10 protein-coding genes, 3 rRNA genes and 1 other annotated feature are annotated in these 16368 nt (G+C 47.0%); all 13 genes read left to right on the forward strand.

Going from position 1 to position 16368, the window contains the following annotated elements; genetic code table 11:
- Positions 1 to 105: 105 nt before the first annotated feature.
- The 13 genes from GZ22_RS16970 to gltX all read left to right on the forward strand — a co-directional run bounded on the left by GZ22_RS16970 (position 106) and on the right by gltX (position 16062).
- Positions 106 to 1668, forward strand: a 16S ribosomal RNA gene (locus tag GZ22_RS16970).
- Between the two features lie 178 nt (positions 1669 to 1846).
- Positions 1847 to 4772: ribosomal RNA gene (locus tag GZ22_RS16975) — 23S ribosomal RNA — on the forward strand.
- Positions 4773 to 4884: 112 nt separating this feature from the next.
- Positions 4885 to 4997 (forward strand): 5S ribosomal RNA (rrf, locus tag GZ22_RS16980).
- The 16S, 23S and 5S rRNA genes sit together here, the layout of an rRNA operon.
- Positions 4998 to 5148: 151 nt before the next feature.
- Complete coding sequence (locus GZ22_RS16985; protein WP_038565090.1) at positions 5149 to 5844, forward strand: MgtC/SapB family protein; 696 nt, start codon at positions 5149 to 5151, stop codon at positions 5842 to 5844.
- 127 nt (positions 5845 to 5971) lie between these two features.
- Positions 5972 to 6430 carry a CtsR family transcriptional regulator gene (locus tag GZ22_RS16990; RefSeq protein ID WP_038565092.1) on the forward strand — a complete coding sequence of 153 codons (459 nt, stop codon included), beginning with the start codon at positions 5972 to 5974 and terminating at the stop codon, positions 6428 to 6430.
- A 20-nt stretch (positions 6431 to 6450) separates the two neighbouring features.
- Positions 6451 to 6993, forward strand: a complete 543-nt coding sequence (gene mcsA, locus GZ22_RS16995; RefSeq protein ID WP_038565093.1) for a protein-arginine kinase activator protein McsA — start codon at positions 6451 to 6453, stop codon at positions 6991 to 6993.
- Positions 6993 to 8060 carry a protein-arginine kinase McsB gene (gene mcsB, locus GZ22_RS17000; protein ID WP_038565095.1) on the forward strand — a complete coding sequence of 356 codons (1068 nt, stop codon included), beginning with the start codon at positions 6993 to 6995 and terminating at the stop codon, positions 8058 to 8060. Before mcsA ends, mcsB begins: the two co-directional genes overlap by 1 nt.
- Positions 8061 to 8080: 20 nt before the next feature.
- A complete protein-coding gene (gene clpC, locus GZ22_RS17005) occupies positions 8081 to 10510 on the forward strand; it encodes an ATP-dependent protease ATP-binding subunit ClpC (RefSeq protein WP_038565097.1) in 2430 nt (809 codons plus the stop codon).
- A gap of 138 nt (positions 10511 to 10648) precedes the next feature.
- On the forward strand, positions 10649 to 12025 hold the full coding sequence (gene radA, locus GZ22_RS17010) for a DNA repair protein RadA (RefSeq protein ID WP_038565099.1): 1377 nt from the start codon (positions 10649 to 10651) through the stop codon (positions 12023 to 12025).
- A gap of 172 nt (positions 12026 to 12197) precedes the next feature.
- A complete protein-coding gene (locus GZ22_RS17015; RefSeq protein WP_038565101.1) occupies positions 12198 to 13307 on the forward strand; it encodes a PIN/TRAM domain-containing protein in 1110 nt (369 codons plus the stop codon).
- A 92-nt stretch (positions 13308 to 13399) separates the two neighbouring features.
- The gene (ispD, locus tag GZ22_RS17020) at positions 13400 to 14077 is read left to right on the forward strand and encodes a 2-C-methyl-D-erythritol 4-phosphate cytidylyltransferase (RefSeq protein WP_038565104.1); all 678 of its coding nucleotides are present in this window, start codon (positions 13400 to 13402) and stop codon (positions 14075 to 14077) included.
- A 14-nt stretch (positions 14078 to 14091) separates the two neighbouring features.
- Positions 14092 to 14568, forward strand: a complete 477-nt coding sequence (gene ispF, locus GZ22_RS17025) for a 2-C-methyl-D-erythritol 2,4-cyclodiphosphate synthase (RefSeq protein WP_038565107.1) — start codon at positions 14092 to 14094, stop codon at positions 14566 to 14568.
- A gap of 24 nt (positions 14569 to 14592) precedes the next feature.
- The gene (gene gltX, locus GZ22_RS17030; RefSeq protein ID WP_038565109.1) at positions 14593 to 16062 is read left to right on the forward strand and encodes a glutamate--tRNA ligase; all 1470 of its coding nucleotides are present in this window, start codon (positions 14593 to 14595) and stop codon (positions 16060 to 16062) included.
- Positions 16063 to 16105: 43 nt separating this feature from the next.
- Positions 16106 to 16325, forward strand: a binding site (T-box leader).
- Positions 16326 to 16368: the final 43 nt, after the last annotated feature.

A 16368-nucleotide genomic window follows, 5' to 3' on the forward strand; every position in this document is an offset into this window, starting at 1 on the left:
AAGGCAGTTGTTGATCTTTGAAAACTGAACAAAACAACCAATTACAAATTAAACGACAAGATCGTAAGATCAACGTCAGCTCTAACGAGCAAAAGCATCAAAACTTTCATGGAGAGTTTGATCTTGGCTCAGGACGAACGCTGGCGGCGTGCCTAATACATGCAAGTCGAGCGCAGGAAACCAGATGACCCCTTCGGGGTGATTCTGGCGGAATGAGCGGCGGACGGGTGAGTAACACGTGGGCAACCTGCCTGTAAGACTGGGATAACTTCGGGAAACCGGAGCTAATACCGGATAGTATTTCCTTTCTCCTGATTGGAAATGGAAAGACGGTTTCGGCTGTCACTTACAGATGGGCCCGCGGTGCATTAGCTAGTTGGTGGGGTAATGGCCCACCAAGGCGACGATGCATAGCCGACCTGAGAGGGTGATCGGCCACACTGGGACTGAGACACGGCCCAGACTCCTACGGGAGGCAGCAGTAGGGAATCTTCCGCAATGGACGAAAGTCTGACGGAGCAACGCCGCGTGAGCGATGAAGGCCTTCGGGTCGTAAAGCTCTGTTGTTAGGGAAGAACAAGTACGAGAGTAACTGCTCGTACCTTGACGGTACCTAACCAGAAAGCCCCGGCTAACTACGTGCCAGCAGCCGCGGTAATACGTAGGGGGCAAGCGTTGTCCGGAATTATTGGGCGTAAAGGGCTCGTAGGCGGTTTCTTAAGTCTGATGTGAAAGCCCACAGCTCAACTGTGGAGGGTCATTGGAAACTGGGGAACTTGAGTGCAGAAGAGGAGAGTGGAATTCCACGTGTAGCGGTGAAATGCGTAGATATGTGGAGGAACACCAGTGGCGAAGGCGACTCTCTGGTCTGTAACTGACGCTGAGGAGCGAAAGCGTGGGGAGCAAACAGGATTAGATACCCTGGTAGTCCACGCCGTAAACGATGAGTGCTAGGTGTTAGGGGGTTTCCGCCCCTTAGTGCTGAAGTTAACGCATTAAGCACTCCGCCTGGGGAGTACGGCCGCAAGGCTGAAACTCAAAAGAATTGACGGGGGCCCGCACAAGCGGTGGAGCATGTGGTTTAATTCGAAGCAACGCGAAGAACCTTACCAGGTCTTGACATCCGCTGACAATCTTGGAGACAAGACGTTCCCTTCGGGGACAGCGTGACAGGTGGTGCATGGTTGTCGTCAGCTCGTGTCGTGAGATGTTGGGTTAAGTCCCGCAACGAGCGCAACCCTTGATTCTAGTTGCCAGCATTAAGTTGGGCACTCTAGAGTGACTGCCGGTGACAAACCGGAGGAAGGTGGGGATGACGTCAAATCATCATGCCCCTTATGACCTGGGCTACACACGTGCTACAATGGATGGTACAAAGGGCAGCAAAGTCGCGAGGCTAAGCAAATCCCATAAAACCATTCTCAGTTCGGATTGCAGGCTGCAACTCGCCTGCATGAAGCCGGAATCGCTAGTAATCGCGGATCAGCATGCCGCGGTGAATACGTTCCCGGGCCTTGTACACACCGCCCGTCACACCACGAGAGTTGGTAACACCCGAAGTCGGTGAGGTAACCTTTTAGGAGCCAGCCGCCGAAGGTGGGATCAATGATTGGGGTGAAGTCGTAACAAGGTAGCCGTATCGGAAGGTGCGGCTGGATCACCTCCTTTCTAAGGATAATTGGAACTACTACTTCGTAGTAGACATCGTGATTGGTTGTTTGTTCAGTTTTGAGAGATCAACCTCTCTTGTGAACCTTGAAAACTAGATAAGAAACAACAATGCCAAAACATCAAACTTTAAAGCCGACAATTATTGTCGCGATTTATAGATTTATCATGCGTTATTAGTTAAGTGAAGAAGGGCGCACGGTGGATGCCTTGGCACTAGGAGCCGATGAAGGACGGGACTAACACCGATATGCTTCGGGGAGCTGTAAGTAAGCTTTGATCCGAAGATTTCCGAATGGGGGAACCCGCTATCCGTTATTGGATAGTACGTATTACTGAATACATAGGTAATACGAGGCAGACCCGGGGAACTGAAACATCTCATTACCCGGAGGAAGAGAAAGCAAATGCGATTTCCTGAGTAGCGGCGAGCGAAACGGAATTAGCCCAAACCAGAAGGCTTGCCTTCTGGGGTTGTAGGACACTCCTTTGGAGTTACAAAGAAACCATATAGACGAAGCGGCTTGGAATGGCCCGCCATAGAAGGTAAGAGCCCTGTACTTGAAATGTGGTTTCCTCCGGAGTGTATCCTGAGTACGGCGGAACACGTGAAATTCCGTCGGAATCCGGGAGGACCATCTCCCAAGGCTAAATACTCCCTAGTGACCGATAGTGAACCAGTACCGTGAGGGAAAGGTGAAAAGCACCCCGGAAGGGGAGTGAAATAGATCCTGAAACCGTGTGCCTACAAGTAGTCGAAGCCCGTTAATGGGTGACGGCGTACCTTTTGTAGAATGGACCGGCGAGTTACGATCCCCTGCAAGGTTAAGTTGTATAGACGGAGCCGCAGCGAAAGCGAGTCTGAATAGGGCGATATAGTAGGTGGTCGTAGACCCGAAACCGTGTGATCTACCCATGTCCAGGGTGAAGGTCAGGTAACACTGACTGGAGGCCCGAACCCACGCACGTTGAAAAGTGCGGGGATGAGGTGTGGGTAGGGGTGAAATGCCAATCGAACACGGAGATAGCTGGTTCTCTCCGAAATAGCTTTAGGGCTAGCCTCAAAGGATGATGGTTGGAGGTAGAGCACTGATTGGACTAGGGGCCCTCATCGGGTTACCGAATTCAGTCAAACTCCGAATGCCAATCAATCTACTTTGGGAGTCAGACCATGGGTGATAAGGTTCATGGTCGAAAGGGAAACAGCCCAGACCGCCAGCTAAGGTCCCAAAGTGTGTGTTAAGTGGAAAAGGATGTGGCGTTGCTTAGACAACCAGGATGTTGGCTTAGAAGCAGCCATCATTGAAAGAGTGCGTAATAGCTCACTGGTCGAGTGACGCTGCGCCGAAAATATACCGGGGCTAAACACACCACCGAAGCTGCGGATTGACATCTACGATGTCAGTGGTAGGAGAGCGTTCTAAGGGCAGTGAAGGTCGATCGTGAGGACGGCTGGAGCGCTTAGAAGTGAGAATGCCGGTATGAGTAGCGAAAAAAGAGTGAGAATCTCTTTCATCGAAAGCCCAAGGTTTCCTGAGGAAGGCTCGTCCGCTCAGGGTTAGTCGGGGCCTAAGCCGAGGCCGAAAGGCGTAGGCGATGGACAACAGGTTGATATTCCTGTACCACCTAAATCCGCTTGAACGATGGGGGGACGCAGGAGGATAAGGAAAGCGCGCTGCTGGTTATGCGCGTCCAAGCCGTGAGGAAGTTGAGCAGGCAAATCCACTCAACACTAATTCCAGGCGGTTATGGGGAGGGAAATTTAGTACCGAAGTTCCTGATTTCACACTGCCAAGAAAAGCCTCTAGTGAGGAAATAGGTGCCCGTACCGCAAACCGACACAGGTAGGCACGGTGAGTAACCGAAGATGATCGGGAGAACTCTCGTTAAGGAACTCGGCAAAATGACCCCGTAACTTCGGGAGAAGGGGTGCTTCTTTTAAGGAGAAGCCGCAGTGAAAAGGCCCAAGCGACTGTTTAGCAAAAACACAGGTCTCTGCAAAGCCGTAAGGCGAAGTATAGGGGCTGACACCTGCCCGGTGCTGGAAGGTTAAGGGGAATGGTTAGGGACTTCGTCCCGAAGCTGTGAACCGAAGCCCCAGTAAACGGCGGCCGTAACTATAACGGTCCTAAGGTAGCGAAATTCCTTGTCGGGTAAGTTCCGACCCGCACGAAAGGTGCAACGACTTGGGCACTGTCTCAACGAGAGACCCGGTGAAATTATACTATGCGTGAAGATGCGCATTACCCGCGACAGGACGGAAAGACCCCGTGGAGCTTTACTGTAGCCTGATATGGAATGTTGGTACAGCTTGTACAGGATAGGTGGGAGCCTTAGAAGCCGGAGCGCTAGCTTCGGTGGAGGCATCCGTGGGATACCACCCTGGCTGTATTGACATTCTAACCCAGAACCGTTATCCGGTTCGGAGACAGTGTCAGGTGGGCAGTTTGACTGGGGCGGTCGCCTCCCAAAGAGTAACGGAGGCGCCCAAAGGTTCCCTCAGAATGGTTGGAAATCATTCGTAGCGTGCAAAGGCAGAAGGGAGCTTGACTGCGAGACCTACAAGTCGAGCAGGGACGAAAGTCGGGCTTAGTGATCCGGCGGTGCCGTATGGAAGGGCCGTCGCTCAACGGATAAAAGCTACCCCGGGGATAACAGGCTTATCTCCCCCAAGAGTCCACATCGACGGGGAGGTTTGGCACCTCGATGTCGGCTCATCGCATCCTGGGGCTGTAGTCGGTCCCAAGGGTTGGGCTGTTCGCCCATTAAAGCGGTACGCGAGCTGGGTTCAGAACGTCGTGAGACAGTTCGGTCCCTATCCGTCGTGGGCGTTAGAAGTTTGAGAGGAGCTGTCCTTAGTACGAGAGGACCGGGATGGACGCACCGCTGGTGCACCAGTTGTTCCGCCAGGAGCATAGCTGGGTAGCTACGTGCGGAAGGGATAAGTGCTGAAAGCATCTAAGCATGAAGCCCCCCTCAAGATGAGACTTCTCATCATTTTAAATGAGTAAGATCCCTCAGAGACGATGAGGTAGATAGGTTCGAGGTGGAAGCGTGGTGACACGTGCAGCTGACGAATACTAATCGATCGAGGACTTAACTAAACTTAAGTCAACGCCAAAGTCCAAGCACTCCGGTGCTTGGCCGCATGAGATGTCTGGCAAGACATGTTTCTTATCTAGTTTTGAGGGTTCATTCAATTGAATTCTTGAATTGTCTGGTGGTAATAGCGAAGAGGTCACACCTGTTCCCATGCCGAACACAGTAGTTAAGCTCTTCAGCGCCGATGGTAGTTGGGTTCGCCCTGCGAGAGTAGGACGTTGCCAGGCAAGAATAAAAACTCCTGATAGGTTATTCAATAACTTATCAGGAGCTTTTTGTATGTCTTGCTTTATACTTCTGGTGATTAGGGGATATAAATACTTCATACTAATATGTCGATATTCATATAATGTAATGAGAGAAAGAAGGGAAGCACAGATGGAGCAATACTTTGATGATCAATTTTTAACTGTAATGATGAAAATTATAATAGCAGTATTCCTCTCCGGGGCTATCGGGATGGAACGAGGGTTGGGCAATCACCATGCTGGTTTGCGCACACATATCCTTGTTGGTGTAGGGTCTTGTCTGATGATGATTCTATCTTTATATGGTTTTACAGCCTTCAGCGAGGAGCATGACTATGTACAATTTGATCCCGCGCGTATACCTTCATATGTAATCAGCGGTATTGGTTTCTTAGGTGCTGGAACAATACTGGTAAATGGTACGACAGTGCGAGGGCTTACGACAGCTGCTTCGGTCTGGACGGTAGCAGGACTTGGACTCGTTATTGGTGCAGGAATGTACATGGAAGCAGTTTTCACTACTATTATCATCTTACTGATTCTTATTTTCTTGAATAATTTTGAGAAGCTGTTTTTATCAAGTAAAAAGCAAAAAGCATATCGTCTGGAAATTGAACTCGATAGAGATGAAGGTGTAGCACCTATCATGGAAATACTTGAACGTCATCATCTGGCATTAACTAACATGAAGATGAGGAAACATCATCATGACAGCAGGATGTTACATGTTGAGCTGGCAACACGTTACGCGATAAATGAAATGGAACTGTTTGAGGAACTAACTAACCTATCAAATATCCGATCAGTTAGTACAGTAAAAAGTTAAAACCCTTTTAAGGGTTTTTTTCTGTTATTAGAGGCTATGCTAGGGGAGAAGAGCTTTGCATTCCTCCTTCAAAATGTATATAATAAAGTCAAAGATAGTCAAAGTCAAAGGAAGGGAGGCGACTTGTGTGAGCAATATATCGGACATAATTGAAGCTTACCTAAAGCAGATTCTCCAATCAACAGATGCGCAGGAAGTGGAAATAAAGAGAAGTGAAGTAGCTAATCGTTTTCAGTGCGTGCCTTCACAAATCAACTATGTAATAAAGACGAGATTCACTGTTGAGAAAGGATATCTTGTCGAGAGTAAGCGTGGCGGCGGCGGTTATATTCGTATCATTCGGGTAAAGCATCATACAGAAGCAAGTTTGATAGACGACGTAATTGATATGATACAGCCACGAGTTTCACAGCAGACTGCTAATAGTATCATCGAACGGCTTGCTGAAGAGAAGATACTGACTGAACGGGAAGCGAAGATCATGATTAGAGCAACCAGCCGGGAGACACTAGCCTTCCCTCTCCCGCTTCGTGATGAAGTCAGGACCCGTATTTTGGTTTCAATGCTGACTGCTATCAAGTACTAGTCAGATAAGGAGGTATTAGGATGGAATGTCAAGAGTGTCATATAAGACCAGCAACCTTGCATTTAACAAATGTCGTAAACGGACAGAAGACGGAAATGCATGTTTGCGAGCATTGTGCGAAAGAGAATGGATATGTCTCTTACGGCCAAGAAGGGTATTCCCTGCATAACTTATTATCTGGTCTATTCCATATGAACCCATCTACTGTTCAAGGACATAAACACTTCTCCCAAGCACCAGCAGCACTTGCTTGCCCGAAGTGCGGGCTGACATATAATGAGTTCACCCGAATAGGGAAATTTGGCTGTGCTTCCTGCTATGAAACTTTCGAAGACAATCTCAATCCTATCTTCCGCCGTGTACACAGTGGCAACACAAAGCACGAAGGTAAAATACCGAAGCGGATGGGCAGCGGTATAGAGAAAAAAAGGAAGATCGCAGCGTACCGGGAATCTATGCAGCAATTCATCCAGGAAGAAGAATTCGAAAAAGCAGCAGAGCTCCGAGATAAGATTCGTTTGCTGGAGCAGCAGTCAGATGAACAGGAAGAGGGTGATAGCTAATGTCACTAGAGAATTTTATGAGTGATGCCATCAGCCCTTGGATGAAAGAAAACGGACCGGACTGTGATATTGTCATGAGCAGCCGAATCCGACTGGCCAGAAACTTTGAAAATCGCACTTTTCCTTTGATTGCTAAGGCAGAAGATTTGGATGACGTACTTGATTTCTTCCAGGAAAGCTATCAGGATGCTGATTTTAATGATCGAGGGAAGTTGCAATTCTTACGTATTGCAGATTTGTCCCCGATTGAGAAGAAGGTATTCGTCGAAAAACACTTGATAAGTCCTCATTTAGCAGAACATGCGGAGGAGGCAGGAGTTTTGCTATCCGAAAGCGAACAAGTCTCTATCATGGTAAATGAAGAGGATCACCTGCGCATTCAGCTGTATCTGCCAGGCTTCCAGCTGCGAAAAGCACTTTCAGAAGCATTTGAAGTGGATGATTGGCTTGAGCAGAAGATAACTTATGCGTTCGATGAGGAAAGAGGTTATCTTACTACTTGCCCAACGAATGTAGGAACTGGACTGCGGGCCTCGGTAATGATGCATCTGCCAGCATTGACCATGACACACCAAATGAATCGTCTGACACCAGCAATTAACCAGCTGGGACTTGTCGTACGCGGTATCTATGGTGAAGGCAGCGAAGCTCAAGGCAATATCTATCAGATTTCCAATCAGATTACTCTGGGGAAATCAGAACAGGATATCGTCGAGGATCTGGAGAGTGTAGTGAGTCAGTTGGTTGAGCAGGAAAGGCAGGCTCGCGAGACTTTAACAGAGGAGCTGAGTATCCAGCTGGAGGATCGGATCTTCCGTTCTTATGGAACATTGCGGTACAGCCGCATTATTGAATCAAAAGAAGCAGCAACCTGTTTATCGGATGTTAGATTAGGCATTGATATTGGGTATATACAAGATATGCCTCAATCCATACTTAATGAATTAATGGTATTAATACAGCCAGGCTTCCTGCAGCATTATGCAAAAAGAAGCTTATCTGGCAGAGAACGAGATGTATTACGTGCTTCCCTCATTAGAGAGAGGTTGCATTTAGAAAATAACTGACTGACCAAGGAGGAATTCCTATGATGTTTGGACGTTTCACTGAAAGAGCACAAAAGGTCCTTGCGCTGGCACAAGAAGAAGCAGTGCGTCTGGGACATAACAATATCGGTACAGAACATATCCTATTGGGTCTTGTGAGCGAAGGGGAAGGTATTGCCGCTAAAGCTCTTACGACACTAGGATTGGAAACAGAACGTATTCAGGAAGAGGTCGAGCAGCTGATCGGGCGCGGCCAGAAAATCACAGGTACACCTTATTACACACCACGTGCGAAGAAAGTAATTGAGCTTTCATTGGATGAAGCAAGAAAACTTGGTCATTCCTACGTGGGCACGGAGCATATCCTTCTAGGTTTGATTCGCGAGGGCGAAGGTGTTGCAGCACGCGTGCTGAATAACCTTGGTGTAAGCTTAAATAAAGCTCGTCAGCAAGTGCTGCAGCTATTGGGCAGCAATGAGTCTTCTGCTGGGAAACAGCGTGGCAGCCAGTCTGCTAGAGCGAATACACCTACACTGGATAGCTTGGCAAGGGATCTTACGGCGATTGCCAAAGAAGGTAATATCGATCCAGTTATCGGACGTGAGAAAGAAATCGAGCGTGTTATTCAAGTACTTAGCCGCCGAACTAAAAATAACCCTGTTTTGATCGGGGAGCCGGGTGTCGGTAAGACAGCAGTAGCTGAGGGACTTGCGCAGCAGATTATCAATAACGAGATACCGGAAATTCTTCGGGATAAGCGTGTCATGACGCTTGATATGGGTACTGTCGTAGCTGGTACGAAATATCGCGGGGAATTCGAGGATCGCTTGAAAAAAGTCATGGAAGAGATTCGCCAGGCGGGGAATATCATCCTCTTCATTGATGAACTGCATACACTTATCGGTGCAGGTGGTGCAGAAGGAGCAATTGATGCTTCCAATATTCTGAAGCCATCCCTTGCACGCGGTGAACTGCAGTGTATCGGTGCAACTACACTGGATGAATATCGCAAATATATCGAAAAGGATGCAGCGCTTGAGCGTCGTTTCCAGCCGATCCAAGTTGATGAACCATCTGTGGAAGAATCTGTTCAGATCCTTACTGGTCTGCGTGACAGATATGAAGCCCATCACCGTGTAACGATTACGGATGAAGCTATCCGTGCAGCAGCGGAATTCTCTGATCGTTATATCACAGACCGCTTCCTTCCGGATAAAGCAATCGACTTGATTGACGAAGCAGCTTCCAAAGTGCGCTTGCGCTCTTACACAGCTCCGCCAAACTTGAAAGAGCTTGAGCAAAAGCTAGAGGAAGTACGCAAAGAGAAAGACGCAGCTGTCCAAAGTCAGGAATTCGAAAAAGCGGCTTCGCTGCGCGATACAGAGCAGCGTTTGCGTGATCAGCTAGATCAGACGAAGGATCAGTGGAAAGAAAAGCAAGGTCAGGAGAGCAGTGAAGTTACTGTAGAAGATATTGCTTCTGTTGTTTCCATCTGGACTGGTGTACCTGTTGCCAAGCTGACTAAGGATGAGTCAGAACGTTTGCTTAATATGGAACAGACACTGCATGGACGTGTCATCGGACAAGACGAAGCAGTTGTTGCTATCTCTAAAGCAATTCGTCGTGCACGTGCTGGTCTTAAGGATCCGAAACGCCCGATAGGGTCATTCATCTTCCTTGGACCTACAGGTGTCGGTAAGACGGAATTGGCGCGGGCTTTGGCTGATTCCATGTTCGGTGATGAAGATGCGATGATTCGTATCGATATGTCGGAATACATGGAACGTCATTCCACTGCACGTCTTGTCGGTTCTCCTCCAGGATATGTAGGGTATGAAGAGGGCGGACAGCTTACTGAGAAGGTCCGTCGTAAACCATACTCTGTTGTATTACTTGATGAGGTTGAAAAAGCGCACCCTGAAGTATTCAACATCCTGCTTCAAGTATTGGAAGATGGCCGTTTGACAGATTCAAAAGGTCGCTTAGTCGATTTCCGCAACACGATTCTGATCATGACTTCCAATGTAGGTGCTAGTGAGCTGAAACGCAGCAAATCACTTGGTTTCACAATGGATAGCGAAGATCAGAACTTCAAGGATATGAAAGCGAAAGTGACAGAAGAGCTGAAAAAAGCCTTCCGTCCAGAGTTCTTGAACCGTATTGATGAAACGATCGTATTCCATCCGCTTGAGAAGAAACATATGAAAGATATCGTGACGTTGATGGCAGATCAGCTTAAGAAACGTCTTGCTCAGCAAGATATTGAATTCACGCTGACTGATGCTGTTATTGAGAAGATCGCTAATGACGGATTCGATGCGGAATATGGTGCTCGACCATTACGCCGTGCAATCCAGAAGAATATCGAAGATCTATTATCAGAGGAACTCCTGCGCGAGAACATCAGCAAAGGACAACAAGTGAATATTGATGTAGATAAAGAAGGTAAGTATGTCGTTACCGGCAAATAATGAATAGGGAGGTGTTTTCGCCTCCCTTTTTGCTTTGATTTGTGTAATTTTTTCTATAATAATAATTTTGTTTGATATATTTCTGTAACTTTTATGCCGTAATTATCGTATAAAATGATGAAGAAGGATTTGATAGGTTTGGCAAAAAGAAAGACAAAGTATGTATGTCAGGAATGCGGATATGAATCCGCCAAGTGGATGGGCAAATGCCCGAGCTGCAATAATTGGAATACCTTTACGGAAGAAGTTGTTACACCGGCTAGCAGCGCAGCCTTCCGTCATTCAAATACAACAACAACAGCTGCAAAGCCTCAGTCGATTACAGCTATTCACTCCGAAAAGGAACCAAGAGTAACAACGGATCTCCCGGAGTTCAACAGGGTGCTCGGCGGCGGAATCGTAGCAGGATCGCTTGTGCTTATCGGGGGTGACCCTGGTATCGGTAAATCTACCTTGCTTTTGCAAGTCAGTGCACAGCTGGCAGAGAAGGAATTGCCGGTTCTGTATATTTCCGGAGAGGAATCAGCCCGTCAGACGAAACTCCGAGCAGATCGTCTCGGTGTAAAGGCAGATCAGCTCTATGTGTTATCAGAGACAAATCTGCAGGACATCACACGGCATATTGAAGAAGTGAAGCCGGCGTTTGTTGTAGTCGATTCCATTCAGACCGTGTATCGGGAAGAAGTCACCAGCGCACCAGGAAGTGTTACGCAGGTACGGGAATGTACAAGTGAGCTGATGCGGGTTGCTAAGACAAATGGCATTCCGATTTTCCTCGTTGGTCATGTAACGAAAGAAGGCGCCATCGCCGGTCCTAGAATGCTTGAACATATGGTGGATGCGGTTCTTTATTTCGAAGGGGAACGTCATCATACATTCCGAATCTTGCGAAGTGTAAAGAACCGGTTTGGAAGTACGAATGAAATGGGTATCTTCGAGATGAAGGAAGAAGGATTAAGGGAAGTGACGAATCCGTCTGAAATCTTCCTGGAGGAAAGATCGCAGGGGGCAGCTGGATCTACAGTTGTAGCGTCGATGGAAGGGACACGCCCTGTTCTTGTCGAGATTCAGGCGCTTATCTCTCCTACAAGCTTCGGAAACCCACGCCGTATGGCTACCGGTACAGATCATAACCGGGTGCCGCTTTTAATGGCGGTGCTTGAGAAACGGGTTGGACTTATGCTGCAGAATCAAGATGCATACGTCAAGATTGCCGGCGGTATGCGATTGGACGAGCCTGCCATCGATTTGGCGGTAGCTGCCAGTATCGCATCCAGCTTTAAGGACAAGCCGACCAAGCCAGATGATGTCTTGATCGGGGAAGTGGGTTTGACAGGTGAAGTGAGACGCGTATCCAGGATTGAACAGCGTGTCCAAGAAGCGGCTAAGCTCGGCTTCAAGCGAGCAATCGTACCGAAGAAGAATTTGGATGGCTGGACGGTCCCGTCAAGTATTAAAGTAGTTGGAGTCAACTCTGTTAGTGAAGCACTTCATATTGTTTTGGGAGAGGATTAACCTCTCCTTAATTGGTAATATTTTTTGACATTTTCTCTGAAACTATGCTACTATGTAATGTTTCCTAAATTGACTAGGCATCTAAAACATGCTACGGTTAAACTGCAATTATTTATTTTTACGTCTAATATATTTTATTTCAGGTAATACTTTCTGTTAGGAGGTGACAGTAATGTTAAAGCGAATCGTGCAATTATTTATTATCGTTGCAGGCGGTATGGTTGGGTTTCTCTACATTCCTAGATTGATGGATCTAGTGAACCTTACCAACATTGGTTGGCTGGATTCCCCGATCGTCGGATTGATTGGCGGAGCTATTCTATTATTCTTATTACTGTTTTGGGTGGTCGATTATATTGTCGGCTTCATCCATTGGGTGGAGGACTCACTAGTCAAGACACCTGCTGCTGATTTATTCTTTGGCAGCATCGGGCTCATTATCGGATTGGTCGTAGCTTACTTGATTACGATTCCAATCCGCGGTATTGGTTTTGTGCTTGTTTCAGAGGTTCTGCCGCTGTTCGTTACAATTTTCCTTGGCTACATCGGGTTCCAGGTCGGATTCAAGCGCCGAGATGAGTTCTTGAATATGATGACTTTGGCGAAAAAGGATAAGAAGAAGACTGCGGATGAGCAAGAAGCTGGAGAAGATAGTGTCCAGGCTGTTCAGCCTAAGTCAAAACTGCTCGATACGAGTGTTATCATCGATGGACGTATCGCAGATATTTGCGAAACGAATTTCTTAGAAGGTACGATTGTCATCCCGCAATTTGTATTGAATGAACTCCAGCATATCGCTGATTCATCTGATGCATTGAAGCGTAACCGCGGCCGTCGCGGTCTCGATGTCCTGAATCGCATCCAAAAAGAAATGCCAAGTGTAAAAGTGGAATTCTACGAAGGTGACTTCGAGGATATTCCGGAAGTGGATTCCAAGCTTGTTAAATTGGCAAAAGTTATCGATGGTATTGTCGTAACAAATGATTTCAACTTGAACAAGGTATGTGAGTTCCAAAACGTGCCAGTGTTGAATATCAATGACTTGGCGAATGCCGTGAAGCCAGTCGTCATTCCAGGTGAGGAATTGACTGTCCAGGTAATCAAGGACGGGAAAGAACATAATCAAGGTGTGGCTTACTTGGATGATGGTACAATGATCGTCGTTGAGGAAGGCAAGAATTATATCGGTAAGACAATCGAGGTTCTCATCACGAGTGTATTGCAGACTTCTGCCGGCCGAATGATCTTTGCTAAGCCGAAATTACTTGAAAAAGCATTGTAAAAAAGTATAACATGATAGAAGTAGACAAAAGTGATAACATGGGATGTTATCGCTTTTGTTTGGATTCGACTTTAAATAAGGCGGTAAAATAGATGCACTATCAAGCTATCGTGTTAGCTGCTGGGCAAGGAAAACGGATGCAGGCAGGTCATAACAAACAATTCCTTACAATCGGGCAAAAGCCGCTCATTGTTCATACGCTGAATGTTTTCGATCAGGATCCATGGTGTGCATCAATCACGCTTGTGGTAAGCAAATCAGATCGTGAATTGATGCAGCAGCTATTGGCTGCACAGAAATGGACTAAGCCGATCAACCTAACAGAAGGCGGAAGCGAGCGGCAAGAGAGTGTCCTGATGGGTCTGGAAGCACTGCCTGATAAGTCCGGTATTATTTTCATACACGATGGTGCACGGCCATTTGTCACAATCGAGAGACTTCATGCCTTGGCTGAGGCATGTCTGGAGCATCGCGGAGCAATTCTTGCGGTGCCTGTTACAGACACAATCAAGCTCCGCCGGGGTAATCGTTTGGAAACAATGGATCGAGGGCTTCTGTGGGCTGCTCAAACACCGCAGGCTTTTGATTACCAGCTTATATATGATGCGCATGTATCGGCTAAAGTTGATGGGGTGCTGGGAACGGATGACGCCTCATTAGTGGAACGCCTCGATCAGGATGTGTTCATCGTGGAAGGCAGCTATGATAATATGAAGCTTACGACACCAGAGGATTTATACAAAGCGGAAGCATTTTTAAATGGTAAATAAAGCGAGGTCACATTATGTTTCGAATTGGACAAGGTTTTGATGTACATGCATTTGCAGAGGATAGACCGTGTATCATCGGCGGGATTACAATCCCTTACGAACTTGGATTGCTAGGCCATTCAGATGCGGATGTACTATTACATACGATTGCGGATGCGTGTCTTGGTGCCTTGGCACTGGGTGACATCGGCAAGCATTTCCCGGATACTGATCCTGCTTTCAAGGATGCAGACTCAGAAGTATTGCTGCGGCATGTATGGCAGCTTGTAAAAGAAAAAGGATATAAACTAGGTAACTTGGATTGCACAGTTATTGCACAAGCGCCAAAAATGGCACCATATATCGATCAGATTCGTGAAAACGTAGCGGGGATGCTCGATGCAGAACCGGGTCAGATCAATGTGAAAGCAACAACGACAGAACAGCTTGGCTTCACTGGTCGTAAGGAAGGAATTGCTGCGCAAGCAGTTGTCCTCCTGCAGCAAGCCTAACATAATCGAAAGGGAGTTATTCATATGTCAAAACCTGTACGTGTGCGCTATGCGCCGAGTCCGACTGGACATTTGCATATTGGAAACGCACGAACTGCACTATTCAACTACTTATATGCCCGTCATCATGATGGTAAATTCATCGTCCGCACAGAAGATACGGATCAAAAAAGAAATGTTGAAGGCGGCGAGGAAAGCCAGTTCAGCTATTTGAAATGGCTTGGTATCAAATGGGACGAAGGTGCCGATATCGGCGGCGAATACGGACCATACCGTCAATTGGAGCGTCTGGATATCTATAAAAAGTATGTAGATGAATTGCTGGATCGTGGCCTTGCTTACAAATGCTACGTGACAGAAGAGGAATTAGAGAAAGAGCGCGAAGAACAAAAGGCAAATGGACAAGTTCCTAAGTATTCTGGAGTTCACCGTGATCTAACACCAGAGCAGCAAGAGAAATTTGAAGCGGAAGGCAGACAGCCGAGTATCCGTTTCCGAGTGCCGGAAAATAAAACATACAAATTTAATGATATTGTACGTGATGAGATCAGTTTCGAGTCCAGTGACTTCGGCGACTGGGTTATCGTGAAGAAGAACGGTATCCCAACGTATAACTTTGCTGTGGCAGTCGATGACCATCTAATGGAGATCTCACATATCCTTCGCGGAGAAGAGCATATCTCTAATACACCGAAGCAGCTCATGATTTATGAAGCATTCGGTTGGGAAGCGCCGCAATTCGGACATATGACATTGATTCTTAACGAAAACCGCAAGAAGCTGTCCAAACGTGATGAGCATATCCTGCAGTTCATCGAGCAATATAAGAACCTAGGTTACCTGCCGGAAGCGATGTTCAACTTCATCAGTTTGCTTGGCTGGTCACCAGTCGGAGAAGAAGAGATTTTCTCTAAAGATGAAATCATCAAGATTTTCGATCCGAATCGTCTTTCCACTTCTGCTGCAATTTTCGATCCGCAGAAGCTGAAATGGATGAACAACCAATACATTAAATCAGAAGATGCTGGTCGTATTGAGAAATTGACATTGCCGCATTTGATTCAAGCTGGCAAACTGCCTGAGAACATGGAAGATTCCCGCCGTGACTGGGCAGCTGAGCTTATCGCTCTTTACAAAGACCAGTTGAACTATGGTGCGGAGATCGTCGAGTTGACGGAGTTATTCTTCCAAGAAGAAATCACTTATGATGAAGAAGCAATGGCAGTACTTCAGGATGAACAAGTACCAGAAGTCTTGAAAGCATTCTCCGAACAACTTTCAGCGTTGGAAGCATTCCAGCCTGATATGATCAAAGGTGCAATTAAAGCTACTCAAAAACAGACTGGTCAAAAAGGTAAGAAGCTCTTCATGCCGATCCGTGTTGCTACAACAGGTGTAACACACGGTCCAGAGCTGCCTGACTCCATTCACTTGCTTGGCGAGACAGTTGTCCAAAATCGTCTTTCTGCAGCAATCGAACAGCTGACAAAGTAAAATATTCACTTTTTTGCTGAAATATAATATAGTAGTACTACACATTCGAACGTAGAAGAGGAGAAGTATGCATCTGCCTTTCCATTCAGAGAGAGCCGCACACGCTGCGAGCGGCTTTGGAGAGCTTTTGCTGAAATGCGCCTCGGAGTCTTTTGCCGAAATAACAGTAGGTAAAAGCGGTTCTCACCGTTATCTGAGTGAAGCTGGGGAAGCCATATGGGCTCGCCCAAATAGAGTGGAACCGCGCAAAAAGCGTCTCTGTCATTGTACAGGGGCGCTTTTTTTCGTGAAACGGTAGAAGCGGAA

It is taken from the genome of Terribacillus saccharophilus (genome assembly GCF_000725365.1).
Taxonomy (GTDB): Bacteria; Bacillota; Bacilli; order Bacillales; family Amphibacillaceae; genus Terribacillus; species Terribacillus saccharophilus.

Excerpts from the sequence above, each read along its gene's own strand:
- GZ22_RS16985 (WP_038565090.1), top strand. The coding sequence starts at position 5,149 with ATGGAGCAATACTTTGATGATCAATTTTTAACTGTAATGATGAAAATT.
- mcsA (WP_038565093.1), top strand. The coding sequence starts at position 6,451 with ATGGAATGTCAAGAGTGTCATATAAGACCAGCAACCTTGCATTTAACA.
- mcsB (WP_038565095.1), top strand. The coding sequence starts at position 6,993 with ATGTCACTAGAGAATTTTATGAGTGATGCCATCAGCCCTTGGATGAAA.
- clpC (WP_038565097.1), top strand. The coding sequence starts at position 8,081 with ATGATGTTTGGACGTTTCACTGAAAGAGCACAAAAGGTCCTTGCGCTG.
- GZ22_RS17015 (WP_038565101.1), top strand. The coding sequence starts at position 12,198 with ATGTTAAAGCGAATCGTGCAATTATTTATTATCGTTGCAGGCGGTATG.
- ispD (WP_038565104.1), top strand. The coding sequence starts at position 13,400 with ATGCACTATCAAGCTATCGTGTTAGCTGCTGGGCAAGGAAAACGGATG.
- ispF (WP_038565107.1), top strand. The coding sequence starts at position 14,092 with ATGTTTCGAATTGGACAAGGTTTTGATGTACATGCATTTGCAGAGGAT.
- gltX (WP_038565109.1), top strand. The coding sequence starts at position 14,593 with ATGTCAAAACCTGTACGTGTGCGCTATGCGCCGAGTCCGACTGGACAT.